At 64.6% G+C, this 15,102-nt stretch carries 20 protein-coding genes; 10 read left to right on the plus strand and 10 right to left on the minus strand.

What is annotated here, in order from left to right; genetic code table 11:
* Window positions 1–98: 98 nt before the first annotated feature.
* From M2432_RS14775 to M2432_RS14790, 4 genes are all read right to left on the minus strand, one after another.
* Entirely contained in the window at window positions 99–392 is a 294-nt protein-coding gene (locus M2432_RS14775; RefSeq protein ID WP_280827569.1) for an SDR family NAD(P)-dependent oxidoreductase, read from the minus strand.
* Window positions 393–501: 109 nt separating this feature from the next.
* On the minus strand, window positions 502–1,242 hold the full coding sequence (locus M2432_RS14780) for an ABC transporter permease (RefSeq protein ID WP_280827746.1): 741 nt from the start codon (window positions 1,240–1,242) through the stop codon (window positions 502–504).
* A gap of 64 nt (window positions 1,243–1,306) precedes the next feature.
* Window positions 1,307–2,113 (minus strand): ATP-binding cassette domain-containing protein, encoded by an 807-nt coding sequence (locus M2432_RS14785; protein ID WP_280827570.1) that lies wholly within the window; start codon window positions 2,111–2,113, stop codon window positions 1,307–1,309.
* The gene (locus M2432_RS14790; protein ID WP_280827571.1) at window positions 2,110–2,556 is read right to left on the minus strand and encodes a MarR family transcriptional regulator; all 447 of its coding nucleotides are present in this window, start codon (window positions 2,554–2,556) and stop codon (window positions 2,110–2,112) included. The genes M2432_RS14785 and M2432_RS14790 overlap by 4 nt, the downstream gene beginning before the upstream one ends.
* 84 nt (window positions 2,557–2,640) lie before the next feature.
* On the opposite strand from M2432_RS14790, the gene M2432_RS14795 reads away from it, so the two are divergent.
* Window positions 2,641–3,450 carry an enoyl-CoA hydratase-related protein gene (locus M2432_RS14795; protein WP_280827572.1) on the plus strand — a complete coding sequence of 270 codons (810 nt, stop codon included), beginning with the start codon at window positions 2,641–2,643 and terminating at the stop codon, window positions 3,448–3,450.
* Window positions 3,451–3,468: 18 nt separating this feature from the next.
* Here the strand turns inward: M2432_RS14795 and M2432_RS14800 are convergent, their stop codons facing one another.
* Genes M2432_RS14800 through M2432_RS14810 form a run of 3 tightly spaced genes read right to left on the minus strand, consistent with a single transcriptional unit; the run spans window position 3,469 to window position 4,651 of the window.
* Window positions 3,469–4,017 (minus strand): nicotinamidase, encoded by a 549-nt coding sequence (locus M2432_RS14800; RefSeq protein ID WP_280827573.1) that lies wholly within the window; start codon window positions 4,015–4,017, stop codon window positions 3,469–3,471.
* 12 nt (window positions 4,018–4,029) lie between these two features.
* Window positions 4,030–4,446: a hypothetical protein gene (locus tag M2432_RS14805; RefSeq protein ID WP_280827574.1), complete on the minus strand. Its 417-nt coding sequence runs from the start codon at window positions 4,444–4,446 to the stop codon at window positions 4,030–4,032.
* Window positions 4,439–4,651, minus strand: a complete 213-nt coding sequence (locus M2432_RS14810; protein WP_280827575.1) for a TOBE domain-containing protein — start codon at window positions 4,649–4,651, stop codon at window positions 4,439–4,441. Before M2432_RS14810 ends, M2432_RS14805 begins: the two co-directional genes overlap by 8 nt.
* Window positions 4,652–4,792: 141 nt before the next feature.
* On the opposite strand from M2432_RS14810, the gene M2432_RS14815 reads away from it, so the two are divergent.
* From M2432_RS14815 to M2432_RS14825, 3 genes are read left to right on the plus strand one after another with little or no spacing between them, the layout of a single operon-like run.
* The gene (locus M2432_RS14815) at window positions 4,793–6,013 is read left to right on the plus strand and encodes a glycosyltransferase family 4 protein (RefSeq protein ID WP_280827576.1); all 1,221 of its coding nucleotides are present in this window, start codon (window positions 4,793–4,795) and stop codon (window positions 6,011–6,013) included.
* Window positions 6,007–6,738: a class I SAM-dependent methyltransferase gene (locus tag M2432_RS14820; RefSeq protein WP_280827577.1), complete on the plus strand. Its 732-nt coding sequence runs from the start codon at window positions 6,007–6,009 to the stop codon at window positions 6,736–6,738. Before M2432_RS14815 ends, M2432_RS14820 begins: the two co-directional genes overlap by 7 nt.
* 3 nt (window positions 6,739–6,741) lie before the next feature.
* Entirely contained in the window at window positions 6,742–7,806 is a 1,065-nt protein-coding gene (locus M2432_RS14825; protein WP_280827578.1) for a prenyltransferase, read from the plus strand.
* Window positions 7,807–7,844: 38 nt separating this feature from the next.
* Here the strand turns inward: M2432_RS14825 and M2432_RS14830 are convergent, their stop codons facing one another.
* Entirely contained in the window at window positions 7,845–8,525 is a 681-nt protein-coding gene (locus M2432_RS14830; protein WP_280827579.1) for a class I SAM-dependent methyltransferase, read from the minus strand.
* A gap of 53 nt (window positions 8,526–8,578) precedes the next feature.
* Between M2432_RS14830 and M2432_RS14835 the strand changes: the two genes are divergently transcribed.
* On the plus strand, window positions 8,579–9,148 hold the full coding sequence (locus M2432_RS14835) for a TetR family transcriptional regulator (RefSeq protein WP_280827580.1): 570 nt from the start codon (window positions 8,579–8,581) through the stop codon (window positions 9,146–9,148).
* Here the strand turns inward: M2432_RS14835 and M2432_RS14840 are convergent.
* Window positions 9,125–9,748 (minus strand): TetR/AcrR family transcriptional regulator, encoded by a 624-nt coding sequence (locus M2432_RS14840; RefSeq protein ID WP_280827581.1) that lies wholly within the window; start codon window positions 9,746–9,748, stop codon window positions 9,125–9,127. The genes M2432_RS14835 and M2432_RS14840 overlap by 24 nt on opposite strands.
* 87 nt (window positions 9,749–9,835) lie before the next feature.
* Here M2432_RS14840 and M2432_RS14845 point away from each other — a divergent pair, with 87 nt between their 5' ends.
* Both M2432_RS14845 and M2432_RS14850 read left to right on the plus strand, forming a co-directional pair.
* On the plus strand, window positions 9,836–11,203 hold the full coding sequence (locus tag M2432_RS14845) for a cytochrome P450 (protein ID WP_280827582.1): 1,368 nt from the start codon (window positions 9,836–9,838) through the stop codon (window positions 11,201–11,203).
* A gap of 9 nt (window positions 11,204–11,212) precedes the next feature.
* The gene (locus M2432_RS14850) at window positions 11,213–12,031 is read left to right on the plus strand and encodes an alpha/beta fold hydrolase (RefSeq protein ID WP_280827583.1); all 819 of its coding nucleotides are present in this window, start codon (window positions 11,213–11,215) and stop codon (window positions 12,029–12,031) included.
* Between the two features lie 45 nt (window positions 12,032–12,076).
* Here the strand turns inward: M2432_RS14850 and msrA are convergent, their stop codons facing one another.
* Complete coding sequence (gene msrA, locus M2432_RS14855; RefSeq protein WP_280827584.1) at window positions 12,077–12,580, minus strand: peptide-methionine (S)-S-oxide reductase MsrA; 504 nt, start codon at window positions 12,578–12,580, stop codon at window positions 12,077–12,079.
* Between the two features lie 95 nt (window positions 12,581–12,675).
* Between msrA and M2432_RS14860 the strand changes: the two genes are divergently transcribed.
* From M2432_RS14860 to M2432_RS14870, 3 genes are all read left to right on the plus strand, one after another.
* Window positions 12,676–13,188 carry a nuclear transport factor 2 family protein gene (locus M2432_RS14860; RefSeq protein WP_280827585.1) on the plus strand — a complete coding sequence of 171 codons (513 nt, stop codon included), beginning with the start codon at window positions 12,676–12,678 and terminating at the stop codon, window positions 13,186–13,188.
* Window positions 13,185–14,198, plus strand: coding sequence for an NAD-dependent epimerase/dehydratase family protein (locus M2432_RS14865; RefSeq protein ID WP_280827586.1), 1,014 nt, complete (start codon window positions 13,185–13,187; stop codon window positions 14,196–14,198). The genes M2432_RS14860 and M2432_RS14865 overlap by 4 nt, the downstream gene beginning before the upstream one ends.
* Before the next feature lie 63 nt (window positions 14,199–14,261).
* Window positions 14,262–15,092, plus strand: coding sequence for a class I SAM-dependent methyltransferase (locus M2432_RS14870; RefSeq protein ID WP_280827587.1), 831 nt, complete (start codon window positions 14,262–14,264; stop codon window positions 15,090–15,092).
* Window positions 15,093–15,102: the final 10 nt, after the last annotated feature.

Raw genomic sequence — 15,102 nt, forward strand, 5'->3', positions numbered from 1 at the left:
CTCGAGTACTACAACAATCAACGCCGCCACTCAGCCATCGGAGACCAACCTCCGATCAGCCGACTGTCACCAACCTGACCGCCGAGTACAGCTAGGTCTCAGGCCGACACCGGCATGACTGCGCTGTACAGGTCGGGGTTGACGATCATGTCCACCCGGCCGAAGCGGGCGCGGATCCGGGCCAGAAGCTGGTCCAGTTGGTCTCGGTCGCTGGTATCGACGGCGACCGGGTAGACCCGGTCGGCCGGGCAGCCGTGAGTGATCCGGACCAGCGCGCCCGCATGTCGGGCGGTCACCACCACGCGATGGCCGTCGGCCAGCAGGCTGTGGGCGGTGGCCAGGCCCGTGTCGGTGCCGGCGTCTAGAACGACGGCGACGATGCTCTTCTTCATGACACCGAGTCAACGCCGCTTTGCTAGGTGTCAGATGAGCGACAGATAGAAGGTCGATTTGTGCGCGAAAACCTATGCTCGGCGCGGATTTTCGTGCACACATCACTCATCAGCGGACCAGGCGGGGCAGCAGAGCCGATGCTGACGCGATACCCAGCAGCGCCGCCACTGCCAGTACTCCGATGTCCAGCACGGGGTTGCCGGGCGTGCCCAGCATCAACGCACGCAGGGCATTGACCTCGTAGGAAAGCGGATTCACCGCCGACAGCACATGCAGCCAGCCCGGCATGATGTCCACCGGGTAGAGCGCATTGGAGGCGAAGAACAAGGGCATGGTGATGGCCTGGCCGATTCCCATCAGCCGGTCCCGGTTGCGTACCAGCCCCGCCAAAGTCATTGACAGGCAAGCGAAGAACGCAGACCCGAGCATCACGACGGCCATCGCGGCCAGGATTCGCAGCGGGTTGAATGTCAGGTGGATGCGCATCAGGTAGGCGATGGCCAGCACGCCGATCACCTGGGCCATCGAGCGCACCCCGGCAGCGAACGCTTTGCCAGTGATCAGCGCTGACGCCGGTGACGGAGTGACCATCAGCTTGGCCAGGATGCCGGCGTCCCGGTCCCACACAATCTGGATGCCGTAGAAGATCGAGATGAACAGGGCCGATTGGGCGATGATGCCGGGCGCCAAGAAAGCCAGGTACGGCACATCACCGGTGTTGATCACGTGCAGCCGGGAGAACGTCTGGCCGAAGATCAGCAGCCACAACGCAGGTTGCACCATCCGGGTGACCAGCTCGGTGCGGTCATAGCGAAGCTTCTGCAGTTCGACCAGGGCAAAGGCAGCCATCCGGCGGCCCAGGCCGGTGATGCGCGCAGCACCGCGGGGCGCGAGGACCAGGGTTGGTTGAACGTCAACTGACACGGCGGGCCGTCCTTCTGGTCGCACGGATTTCCGATAGTCCCGGCACCGTCTCATCCCCGGACAGGTCGGAGCCCGCATGGTGCCGGAACACGTCTTCCAGGGTGGCCGCCGGGCCGAGCGCGGCTTTGAGATCGATTGGGGTACCGACTGTTTGCAGGGTGCCGCGGTGCATGAGCGCGACCCGGTCGCACAGCGCATCGGCCTCTTCCATGTAGTGCGTGGTGAGCAACACCGTCATTCCGAACTCTTGCTGCATGGAGCTGACCTGGCGCCAAACACTATCGCGGGCAATGGGATCCAGGCCGACGGTCGGCTCGTCGAGGATCAGCAGCGAGGGCCGGTTCACCAGCGCCTGGGCCAGCTCCAGCCGCCGGACCATGCCGCCGGAGTAGGTCTTGGCCGGCTTGTCGGCGACGTCGAGCAAGTCCATGGCCTCCAGTGCCTCGTCGACGCGGGCGCGGCGTTCGCGGCGCGGCACGTCATACAGCCGGGCGAACAGGTCGACGTTCTGTCGTCCGCTCAGCGCCGATTCGGCTGAAAGCTGTTGTGGCACATAGCCGATGTTCTGCCGGATGTCCATGGTCCGACGTCTGGTGTCCAGGCCGAACACCTGGATCGTGCCGTGCTGTACCGGGGTCAACGTGGTGAGCAGCCGGACCAGGGTGGTTTTGCCGGCGCCGTTCGGTCCGAGCAGACCCATGGTCTCACCGACCTCGACGGTCAGGCACAGATCGTCGACCGCGGTGAAATCGCCGTATCGGTGGGTGACGTGCTGGCAGTCAATGGCAGTGGTCATGACTGACCCTCCTGAAGCATCCGGGTCATTTCCGCCAGGACCTGCAATCCTTTTGCCAGACTCTCGATCTGACTGTCATCGAGCCGGTCCAGGACGGTGTGCAGCGCGGCCCGGCGGGCGGCGCGGGTCTGGTCAGCAAGTTGCTGGGCAGGCTCGGTGAGCTTGAGCCGCCCCACCCGGCGATCATCGGTATCGACGGTGCGTACCAACAGGTCGTCGGCAGCCAACTTGGACACCAGGGTCGACGCGGTGTTGGCCGCCAAGCCTAGTTCTTGCGCGGCTTCGCGTACCGAGATGCCGGGCTGGCGGCCAACCAGGCGGAGAAGTTCGGCCTGTGATTCGGTGACGCCGGAGAAGCTGCGGCCGGCGGTGCGCCGCAGCTGGCGGCGGAAGCGGCCGACCGTGTTGAACAGATCGGCGGTGATATCAGACCGGGTCGACATAAGGCGATAATACCTCTGAATCAGAGGTATTGCCGTGGTTTCGGTTTCGCCGAGATGGACTTCGCGGCATGATTAACTCACACGATGTCCGGCTTGTTTCCCGACTACCGCACGCTGCGAACCGAATTGGACGGTGGTGTGCTGACCCTGACGTTGCACCGACCGGCCCAGCGCAACGCCTTCGGCGACGGCATGCGCGAGGAATTAAGCGATGCATACCGCCGGGCCGATGCCGCGGACGAAGTCCGGGTCGTCGTGCTGACCGGCACACCGCCCGCTTTCTGTGCCGGGGCCGACCTGGCGGCGGGCGATCAGACCTTCGCCGAACCGGGGGAGCAGTTCAGCGCTGCCGGAATCGAGACGCCGGCATGGTCGCTGAGCAAGCCGGTGATCGCCGCCGTCAACGGTCACGCGATCGGCCTGGGCCTGACGCTGGCATTGCAGTGCGACATCAGAATTTTCGCGGGCGACGCCCGGTACGGCGTGGTGCAGGTGCGGCGCGGGGTGATCGGTGACGCGTACTCACATTGGGTTCTGCCGCGGGTTGTCGGCATCGCGCGGGCTGCCGAAATTTTGCTGACCGGAGTGATATTCGACGGACATCGGGCCATCGAATTGGGCTTGGGGAGTCGGGTGCTGCCGGCTAGAGAAGTGCTGCCTGCGGCGCTCGAAATGGCACGCGACATCGCAGACAACACCGCGCCCATGTCGGTGGCATCCAGCAAGCGCCTGTTGTGGGACTCATTCGAGCTGACCCGCGCCGAGGTGGGAGAGCGGGAGACCGAGATTCACCGGGTGCTGATGGCGCACGATGACGCCAAGGAAGGCGTACGGGCGTTCATGGCGCGGCGTCGGCCGACATGGACGGGACGGCCGGTGGACCCGACGGCCTGAGCCGACGCCGATCGGACGTCAGATGACCGTTACGCCAGAATCTCGAAGCGCCACAACGGCATTGGTCGTACTTTCGGGCGCCACACCGGCGGTATAGTCGAGCAGTACCCGGGTCTGGAATCCGGCCTGGTGAGCGTCACTCGCGGTGGCCCGGACGCAGTAATCCGTCGCAATGCCGACCACATCCACCTCGTCGACCCCGCGCTCACGCAGCCAGTCCGCCAGCGATGCGCCGTCGTCGGAGATACCTTCGAACCCGCTGTAAGCCGCCGACTGGTGACCCTTGCGAAAGATTGCCCCGACCGCTCTCGTATCGAAGTCCGGGTGGAACTGGGCGCCGAACGTGCCGACGACGCAGTGCGGTGGCCAGGATGTCTGGTAGTCGGGGTGTTCCGCGAAATGGCTGCCGGGGTCGATGTGATGGTCGGCGGTGGCCACCACGTGGTCGTAGCCGTTCCGGCGCACCAGATCAGTCACTGCGCGCGCTATGGCGGCCCCGCCTGGCACCGCCAAAGACCCACCCTCGCAGAAGTCGTTCTGCAGGTCGACAACGATCAGTGCCCGCATGACTCCACGGTATTACCGCACGTCTACCGTGGCGATAGTGGCGTTCAATCGGTGCAGCGTGATGTCGACCTTGCCGGGTTTTTCGATGGAGAACTGGAACGACTGACTGGTCGTTGCCTCGACTTTGAACGTGTGTTCAGGAGTGGAGTGCACCCGCAGTTCGTCCTGCACGTCGCTGCCGATCCGGACCACGATGGTCTCCTTGAGGGCGGCCTGCAACTGCTCGCCGGTCGGCATGACCTGACCGCCCTTGATGGTTACGGGAATGACCAGCCGCTGCGGCGGCGCCTGCTGATCCGACATCTGCGGCGCGCCCGACATCGCGGGTGTCGGCGTGCTCGGGGTTTCGGGCGCGGTGCCGCCACATGCGGCCAACAGCATCGCCGCCGGTAGCGCTAGGCCGGCGACCCGACGGGCCGGATTACTCAACGCCGATGGAGACGTCGGTGGACTTCATGAACACCGTCGCGGGCATGCCGGGCTGCAGGCCGAGGACTTCGGCCGCATCCTTGGTGATCGAGGAGGTGATGATCTGCTCGCTGCCGTCGAGGCGGACTTTGACGGTAGCCATGACGGCGCCGATGTCGACGCCGACAATGGTGCCGGTGAGCTGGTTGCGGATGGACAGTCGCACGCCGCTGAGCGTAGTCGTCTGGCGGCACATCTGGTGGTCACCAGGCCGCGTTGCACAAGATAGTCTGTCAAACTATAGTCTGGACACATGTCCAGAATTCGTCGGTCGACCCTTCGCGCCTGAGTAGACGGTGGACTGATCATGCGCATCGCCCTGCTGTCCTACCGAAGCAAGACGCACTGCGGCGGCCAAGGCGTCTATGTCCGTCATCTCAGCCGGGGTCTGGTCGAGGCCGGCCACGACGTCGAGGTGTTCTCCGGTCAGCCCTACCCCGAGGGTCTGGACCCGCGCGTCAAGCTGACCAAGGTTCCCAGCCTGGATCTGTACCGCGAACCCGATCCGTTCCGGGTGCCGCACATCCGGGAAATCCGGGACCACATCGACTTGCTGGAACTGTTCACCATGTGGGGTGCCGGATTCCCGGAGCCCCGCACGTTCTGCATGCGGGTCGCCCGGATGCTGCGTGCGCGCCGTGACGAGTTCGACGTCATTCATGACAACCAGAGCCTGGGCTCGGCGCTACTTTCGTTGCGTCAGGCCGGGCTGCCGGTGGTGGCCACCGTGCACCACCCCATCACCCGGGACCGGGTACTGGAGATCGCTGCCGCCAAGTGGTGGCGAAAGCCGTTGGTGCACAGGTGGTATGGCTTCGCCGAGATGCAGAAGCGGGTGGCCCGGCGGATTCCCGAGCTGCTCACCGTGTCGTCAGCGTCGGCAGCCGATATCGCCGCGGATTTCGGGGTGCTGCCCAGCCAGATCAAGGTGGTGCCGCTCGGAGTTGACACCGAACTGTTCCAGCCCTCGGAACACCGAGTGCGCGGCCGCATCATCGCCATCGCCAGCGCGGACGTGCCGCTCAAGGGCGTCAGCCACCTGTTGCACGCGGTAGCAAAGCTGCGCGCGGTACGTGACCTCGATGTGCAGTTGGTGTCCAAGCTGGATCCCAACGGTCCTACCGAGAAGCTGATCGCCGAACTCGGTATCTCCGACATGGTCACTATCTCCAGCGGACTGAGCGACTCCGAGTTGGCGGCATTGTTGTCGTCTGCTGAAATCGCCTGCATTCCTTCGCTTTACGAGGGGTTCTCGCTACCGGCGGTGGAAGCCATGGCCAGTGGCACGCCGATCGTGGCAAGCCGGGCCGGAGCGCTGCCGGAGGTGCTCGGTACCGACGGCGACTGCGCTCGCTTAGTGGCACCGGGCGATATCGACGAACTGACCCGCGTGCTCGGCGAACTCCTCGACTCGCCGGCGGAGCTGCAGCGGTTGGGCATCAACGGCCGACGTCGCGCCGAGAACGTATTCAGCTGGGAATCAGTTGCTGCACAGACTGTTTCGGTGTACGAGAGGGCAATATGCTGACCGTCGATTTTGACCGCCTCGGCATCGGTGTCGGCACTTCCGTCATCGACGTCGGATGCGGAGCGGGCCGGCACTCGTTCGAGGCCTTCCGTCGCGGCGCCGACGTGGTGGCCTTCGACCAGGATGTCGAAGAGTTGAACAATGTCGATGCGATTCTGCAGGCCATGGCCGAGCAGGGTGAGGCGCCGGTTGGGGCCAAAGCCCAAGTAGTCACCGGCGATGCACTGGCGCTGCCGTACGCAGACGGTGAATTCGATTGTGTGATCGCGTCGGAAATCCTGGAGCACGTGCCTGCCGATGATCAGGCCATCGACGAACTGGTGCGCGTGCTCAAGCCCGGCGGGCTGCTCGCGGTCACGGTGCCGCGCTGGATGCCGGAGAAAATCTGCTGGCTGTTGTCCGACGAGTACCACGCCAACGAGGGTGGGCACATCCGCATTTACCGGGCCAACGAGTTACTGGACAAGATCGCCTCGCGTGGCATGCGTTTCGACTATCAGCATCACGCGCACGCTTTGCATTCGCCGTTCTGGTGGCTGAAATGCGCTGTGGGCGTCGATAAGCCGAAACACCCGGCGGTCGAGGCGTATCACAAGCTGCTGGTGTGGGACATGATGTCCAGGCCGTGGCTGACCCGCGTCGCCGAGGAGGCGCTGAACCCGCTGATCGGCAAGAGTGTGGCATTGTATTTTCGAAAGCCGGCCTTCCGGACGCGGGCGGTATAACCGGTGCGGCGTCATGAAATTCCCGGCGTCTCAGGGGTTTTGACGCCGGAACAGTGCTTGCAGACGGCCAAGTCAATCGCCGCGACCCAGGAGCCGGACGGCGCCCTGCCGTGGTTCGATGGCGGCCATACCGATCCGTGGGATCACGTCGAGAACGCAATGGCATTGACGGTGGCCGGCTTGATCGAACCCGCGCGGGCGGCCTTCGACTGGTGCCGTAACACCCAGCGCGCCGACGGATCCTGGCCGATCCAGATCCGACGCGGAGTGATCGAAGACGCCAACACCGACAGCAATTTCTGCGCCTACATTGCCACCGGAGTGTGGCATCACGTACTGATCACCGGCGACCGACGGTTCGCCGAGCAGATGTGGCCGGCGGTGTTCAGAGCCATCGACCGCGTGCTGGAGCTGCAGTTCGGTGACGGTGAAATCGCTTGGGCGGCAAGCAGCGCCGGGATTCTCGAAGAGGCGTTGCTGACCGGTTGCGCAAGTATCTACCACGCCATCCGCTGCGCACTGGCGCTGGCGAACCACCTGGGCGAAGCGCAGCCCGAGTGGGAAGTAGCGCTGGGCCGGCTGGGGCATGTCATCGCCTCGCATCCGGAAGCGTTCAACGCCAAGGACACTCATGCTATGGAGTGGTACTACCCGGTGCTCGGTGGTGCGGTCCGCGGGGCCGCCGCGCATGACCGGATAGAGGCCCGGTGGGACGAGTTCGTGGTGCCCGGACTGGGTATCCGATGCGTCGATCATCGGCCGTGGGTCACCGGTGCTGAAACCTGTGAGCTGGCGATGACACTGGATGTCATGGGCGAATCAGCAAGGGCCCATGAGCAGTTCGCCAACATGCAGCATCTACGCGAAACAGACGGGTCGTACTGGACCGGCCTGGTGTACGCCGATGGCAAACGCTGGCCGGTGGAGCGCAGCACCTGGACCGGCGCGGCCATGGTGCTGGCCGCCGACGCACTGTCCCGGACCACACCCGGTAACGGCATCTTCCGCGGCGATGAGCTGCCGCAAGGGCTGTCGGGCGCGTTCGACTGCGCGTGCGCGCGGGGCTAACTAGCCATCGTGCGCCCAGATCGACGAATTGGCCGCATTCACTCGGACTTTTCGGCCCATTTGCCCGTTTGGGCGGTGCGCTCGAGGATCCGCATCGAACCGTACGCCCCGACCTCGGTGAAATCTCCTGTTGCCAAGGCCTTTTGATAGATGTGGAACGGCGCCTGACCGCCGTCTTCGGGGTTGGGGAAGACGTCGTGGATCACCAGTGCACCGCCGACCTCGACCCAGCGGGCCCAGCCGTCGAAGTCGCGCTGCGCCGCCTCCTCGGTGTGCCCGCCGTCAATGAACAAGAACCGCAACGGAGTTCGCCACGAGCGCGCGACGACCACGGACTTGCCGACCACCGCGATCACGTTCTCGTCCAGTCCGGCGGCATCGAGGGTGTGCCGCAGCCGGGGCAGCGTGTCGAACAGGCCGGTGACGGGATCGACCATCGAGCTGTCGTGGTACTCCCAGCCGACCTGGTGCTCCTCGGAACCGTGATGATGATCGACCGTGTAGATGACTCCGCCGGTCTGGCGGGCCGCAGCGCCCAGCATGAGCGTCGACTTGCCGCAGTAGGTGCCGATCTCGACGCCGGCGCCGTCGCCCAGGTAGCGCACGGCGGCGTCGTACAGGGCCCGGCCTTCGTCGGCGGGCATGAAGCCGGTGACCTTCTCGGCCAGTTCGAAGAGACGCGCAGCCTCGGGCGGCAGGGCGGTTTCGGCGATGCTCATGGGGGTCAACATACCGTTGCTGGTGAACCGTGGTTGTAGTAGCGTCTGGACACGTGTCCGAACAGGCGCTGGAACCGACGCGGCGTCGTCTTACGGCCAAGCAGGCCGATACGGTCGACAAGCTCAGTCGCGCTGCGCTCGACCTGCTGCGACGCGAGGGATTCGCAGGCCTCACGGTGCGCCGGGTCGCCGCCGATGCGGGCGTCGGAGCGGCTACCGCATACACCTATTTTTCATCGAAAGAACACCTCGTGGCCGAGGTGTTCTGGCGGCGCCTGGTCTCATCACCGCCGGCCCTGCATGAGTCCGACGACCCAGCCACTCGGGTGACCGAGGTGTTGCGGCACATCGCGCTTCTGGTGGCCGACGAGCCGGAGTTCGCCGGCGCGGTGACCAACGCACTGCTGGGTCGCGATCCGGACGTTGAGGTGCTGCGACAGCGCATCGGCCGGGACATCCGCGGCCGGTTGGCCGCAGCCCTTGGACCCGACGTCGACGAGGATGTCATCGAAGCGTTGGAGATGCTGTATTCGGGCGCACTGGTTCGGGCCGGTATGGGCTACAACTCGTATGAGGAGATCGCCGAGCGGCTGGAGAAGTCAGCGCGGCTGATCCTCGTTTGACGCAGGCCGCCCCAGCACCGCGGTGGCAGCAGTGACCGCAGGCTCGGTGAGTTCGTGGATGTCGCGGCCGTCTTCCACGATCAGGGCCGTCAGTTCGAGCAGCCCGCCGAGCAGGATCAGCGCCAGCGGGCGGCTGACCGTTGGCAACCGGGCCCGTTGGAACCCCGGGTTCGCGGTGAGGTCGACGACCATGTCGACGAGGCTGGACATGACCTCACGGTGCAGTGGTCGGGCTGCCGCACCGAGTGCGGGCGCTTCTCGGATCCAGCTCAGGGCGATGGCAGGCTGGGCTGAGATGTGGGCGACGTAGGCCTCGACAGCTGTGCGAATCTGCTTATCCCACGGGGCTTCCGGGTCGACGGCGCCGCGAATGCGGGCGATCAGTTCGGTGTTGTCGGTGCGTAGCAGTTCGACGAAACACTCTTCCTTGGTGGCGAACTGGTCGTAGAACGTGCGCTTGGAGGTCTTGGCGTTGCGGACGATGTCGGCCACGGTGGTGTCCCGGTAGCCGCGCGCAGCTATCGATGACATGAGGCCATCGAGCAGCCTCGCCCGGAACGTCTGTGCAGGCGAGTCGGATACGCCCAATGCAGTTTCCATCTGGCTCCCCAAACCCTTGCCCTGTGTGGTACTAGCCGGTACCGTACAGCATAGTGCAGTGGTACACCGTGGTACCGCCGAGAGTGTTTGGAGCGCTTCGTGACAGACAGCAGCACCATGCAGGTAGCCGACCGGGCCGCAGGACAGCAGCGCCCAGGCGTCAAGCTGCCACCTCGTGCGCGACTGCCGAAACTCGCGCAGAATCTCGGATTTATCGTGAACCGGCGCAAGTTCGTCGATTTGATGACGCCGCGGCTTGGCAGCGTATTCACCACTGACGCACCGGTATTCGGCCCCATGGTCATGGTGACCGACCCGCAACTGGCCAAGCAGCTCTTCGCCGCCAATACCGAGGACGTGGGCAACATTCAGCCCAACCTGTCACGGGTGCTCGGCAGCGGATCGGTGTTCGCGCTGGACGGGACCCAGCACCGGCTTCGCCGGAAGCTGCTGACCCCGCCCTTCCATGGCAAAAGCGTCAAGAACTACGAGACGATCTTCGAAGAGGAGACTCTGCGCGAGTCGGCCCGCTGGCCAGAGGGCCGGCCGTTCCCGACGCTGGAACCGATGATGCATATCACCTTGAACGCCATCCTGCGCGCGGTGTTCGGTGCTGACGGTGTGCATCTGGACGAACTGCGCCGCATCATCCCGCCATGGGTCACCCTGGGGTCGCGACTTGCCTTGCTGCCCATACCGTCTCGTAGCTATGGACGGTACAGCCCGTGGGGGCGGCTGGCCGAGTACCGGCGTCAGTACGACGAGGTAGTCGGTCGGCTGATCGATCAGGTCCGGGTGGATCCGGACCTGGATAGCCGAGATGATGTGCTGGCATTGCTGCTGCGCAGTACGTACGAAGATGGAACGGCTATGTCCCGCAACGACATTGCCGACGAACTGCTCACCCTGTTGGCGGCCGGCCACGAAACCACGGCCTCGACCATGGCCTGGGTGTTCGAGCGGATTTCCCGGCACCCCGACGTGTTGCGTCGTCTGGAAGACGAGGCCGGCACGGGAGCCTCGGAGTACCGGCAGGCGGCCATCATGGAGGTGCAGCGTGTTCGTACCGTCATCGACTTCGCGGGCCGGCACGTGTATGCGCCGACTTTCCAGCTCGGTGACTGGGCCATACCCCACGGATATTCGATCATGGTGGCCATGAGCCACATGCATGAAAGTGCCACGGAATTCAGCGATCCCGAAAGATTTGATCCCTCACGGTTTGTCGGACAGCGCCCGTCGGCGGCATTCCTGCCCTACGGTGGTGGCACCCGTCGCTGTGTGGGCGCGGTTTTCGCCAACGTCGAGATGGATGTCGTCCTGCGAACCGTGCTGCGTCACTTCTTCATCGAGACAACCGACGCGCCGGACGAGAAGGTGCACCCACGCGGCATCGCCTACACGCCGAAGGACGGCGGACGGGTGGTCATGCATCGGCGGGCGAAACCCCTGTAGGTTTTGGGCATGGCCGAGCGGATTTCGCAGTACACCCACGACGGGCTGACCTTCGACGTGGTGGATTCCGGACCGATCGATGGTGACGTGGTGGTGCTGCTGCACGGGTTCCCGCAGACTGCACAGTCTTGGTCAGCGGTATCAGAGCTGCTGCACGGCAACGGGTTCCGAACTCTGGCACCGAACCAGCGGGGCTATTCAGCCGGCGCGCGCCCAGCTGGCCGGCGTCAGTACACGTTGGACAGGCTGTCTGATGACGTTGCCGTGCTGATCGAGCTGACCGGTGGCCCGGTGCACCTGGTCGGCCACGACTGGGGTGCAGGCGTGGCCTGGGCGCTGACCTCGGACAGGCCGGAATTGGTGCGCACGTTGACCGCCGTCTCGGTGCCGCATACCGGTGCCTTCCTCAAAGCAATGGTTGTCGGCACCCAGGCTCTGCATTCGTACTACATGGGCATCTTCCAATTGCCGTGGGTCGGAGAACAGTTCGCGCGGTTGGCCATGCCACGCAGCGGCATGACGGCCGACGCGCTGGCCGTCGCGCGTGCCGAGGTGTTCGACGGCGGGGCGCTGACCACCGCGCTCAACTGGTACCGCGCTATGCCTTTCGCATCACCGAGGTCGGCGTTCAAGCCGGTGACCCGTCCCACCACCTACATCTGGAGCGATGGCGACATCGCGCTCGTCCGCAAGGGCGCACTGCTCACCGAGCAGTACGTCCACGCGCCGTACACGTTCGAGATCGTCGAGGGGGCCAACCACTGGCTCCCCGACATACACCCAGACCGCGTCGCTCAAGCCATCCTCGAGCGCATCGCCACCGGGTGATTTGTGCACGATTCAGTGCGGTCAGCGCCGTGAATCGTACACAGATCACGCGCGCCTAGGCAGTTTCCAGCCAGGGCGCGGGAAGTGGCAGGTGTACCCGTTGGGAATCCGTTCCAGGTAGTCCTGGTGCTCGGGTTCGGCGTCCCAGAAGTCCGACGCCGGGGTCACCTCGGTGACCACCTTGCCCGGCCACAGCCCGGATGCGTCGACGTCGGCGATGGTGTCCTCGGCGATGCGTTTCTGGTCGTCGTCGAGATAAAAGATGGCCGACCGGTAGCTGGTCCCGACGTCATTGCCCTGCCGGTCCTTGGTCGACGGATCGTGGATCTGGAAGAAGAACTCGAGCAGCGCCCGAAAATCGGTTTGCGTTGGGTCGTAGACGATTTCGATGGCCTCGGCGTGACCGGGGTGGTTCCTGTACGTGGGGTGATCGTTGCGACCGCCCGTGTAGCCGACCCGGGTGGACAGCACGCCGGGTTGCTTGCGGATCAGGTCCTGCATACCCCAGAAGCAGCCGCCGGCCAGGATCGCGGTTGCGGTGTTGGTCATGTTGAGCCTCCTGCTGTCCAGCGAAGCCGAGTTGACCGCTGCGCGCAAGTGGCTGACCCTCGACAACAGCGTTAGAACATGTTCTAGTTTTCCGTGTGACGGGCAACACCTTCAGCCGCGATGAATTGGTCGCAGCATTCGAAACCTTCGAGCAGACGGTGGATCGGGCCGCCCGGACCCGCGACTGGGATCCGTGGACCGACCACTACACGCCCGACGTGCTGTACATCGAGCACGCCGCCGGAACCATGCACGGCCGTGAAGAAGTACGCCCATGGATCTGGAACACCATGGAGTCCTTCCCGGGCAGCTACATGACGGCGTTCCCGTCGCTCTGGAAGGTGTTCGACGAGGACACTGGCCGGGTGATCTGCGAACTGGACAACCCGATGCGCGATCCCGGTGACGGCACCATCATCAGCGCCACCAACATCTCGATCGTCACCTACGCCGGCGACGGCTTGTGGAGCCGGCAGGAAGACATCTACAACCCGCTGCGCTTCGTGGCAGCCACGGTCAAATGGTGCAACAAAGCCAAGGAACTGGGCACCCTGCCCGACGAGGCCGACGAGTGGATGCGCAAATTCGGCGGTTGGGGCAAGCAGTGACAGCTCTGGTCATCGGCGCGAACGGCTATCTCGGTTCGCACGTCACCCGGCAGCTCGTGGAGGCCGGCGAGGATGTCCGCGTCATGGTTCGCAAGGGCGCCAACACTGTTGGTATTGATGACTTGAAGGTCACCCGGTTCGAGGGCGACATCTGGGACAACGACACCTTGCGCGCGGCCATGACCGGGGCCGACGTCGTCTACTACTGCGTGGTGGACACCCGCGGTTGGCTGCGTGACCCGTCACCGCTGTTCCGCACCAACGTCGAGGGCACCCGCAATGTCCTGGACGTCGCAATCGAGCCCGAAATACTTTCGGGGCTAAAGAAATTCGTCTTCACCAGCAGCTATGCCACTGTTGGGCGCAAGCGCGGCCGGGTGTCCACGGAGAACGACATCGCCGACGAGCGCACGCTGGTGCCGTATGTGCTGTCGCGGGTGCAGGCGGAGAAACTGGTGCTGCAGTACGCGGGGGAGCGGAGCTTGCCGGCCGTCGCGATGTGCGTGTCCACCACCTACGGCGGGCGGGATTTCGGCCGCACGCCGCACGGTCAGATAATCGCCGGAGCTACGTTCGGCAAGCTGCCGTTCGTGATGAGCGGTATCGAACTCGAAGCGGTAGGTGTCGACGATGCAGCCCGCGCCCTGATTCTGGCCGCCGACAAGGGAACTCCGGGCGAACGGTACCTGATCTCGGCCAAGATGATCAGCAATGCCGAGGTAGCTCGCATTGCCGCCGCCGAGGCCGGGGTGCCGGCGCCGGCCAAGTCCATCCCGCTGCCGGTGACCTATGCGCTGGCCACCATGGGCACGGTGAAGGGCAGGCTCAAGGGCACTGACGAGCACATGTCGCTGGCTTCACTGCGGCTGATGCGCGCCGAGGCTCCGGTGGACTGCAGCAAGGCCAAGCGCGAATTGGGATGGGAGCCAGGATCGGTCGAGGACGCGGTGCGTGACGCGGCACGATTCTGGGTCGGCATCCGTGAAGCCCGCAGGGCAGCGAAGCGCTGAACAACTCGCAGTGCCGCGTTAAGTCGTTGTCCACCAATGACGACCGGGGCTAACGTCGATGGTATGACGGACAAGTTGCACGTCGACCTGACCGGCGCGCCTCAGACCATGCTGGCCACGCTCTACGGCAAGGCCCTGGACGCGGGCCTTTCGGAGTCGATCCTGCACGACACCTACGCCCGTGATGTGGTGTCCCGGATCGACTACGACTGGTCGCGCACCACGATGACCGCGGCGAGGTCGCCCGGGGTGACCATTCGCAGTGCTCATTTCGACCGATGGGCCGCCGACTTCCTCGCTGTACATGCGAAAGCTGTTGTACTTCATCTGGGATGCGGCCTGGATAGTAGATACTACCGACTGAGTCCGGGCCCGGAAGTCGACTGGTACGACGTAGATTACCCGGCGGTGGCGGACCTGCGTCGGCAGTTGTATCCGCCACGAGAGCACTGCCACATCGTTGCCGCGTCGGTGACGGACCCGACTTGGCTGGCCGACATTCCCGGCGACCGACCGGTGCTGATGCTCGCCGAAGGCCTGACCATGTACCTGAGCGAAGCGGACGGGCACGCGCTGTTACGCCGCGTGGTCGAGCATTTCTGTTGCGGTGAAATCCAATTCGATGCGTTCAGCAGGCTTGGTGTGAAACTGCAGTGGACCAACTCGGTGGTGCGACGCTCCGGGGCGAAACTTCGGTGGGCCATGGACAAACCCGAGGACGTGTTGACAGCGGTACCCGGACTGCGGTTGGTGTCCTGCGAGTCGGCCTTCGACGCGGACGGGTTCGATCGGTTGCCTGCGTCGTTGCGATTGATGTCGGCATTGATGCGGATAGCGCCCGGTATGCGTTACATGTCGCAGTACCACAGGTATTCGTTCGGACAGCCCTGCTAGCGGACGGGTC

The organism is Mycobacterium sp. OTB74 (assembly GCF_029892685.1).
GTDB lineage: Bacteria > Actinomycetota > Actinomycetes > Mycobacteriales > Mycobacteriaceae > Mycobacterium.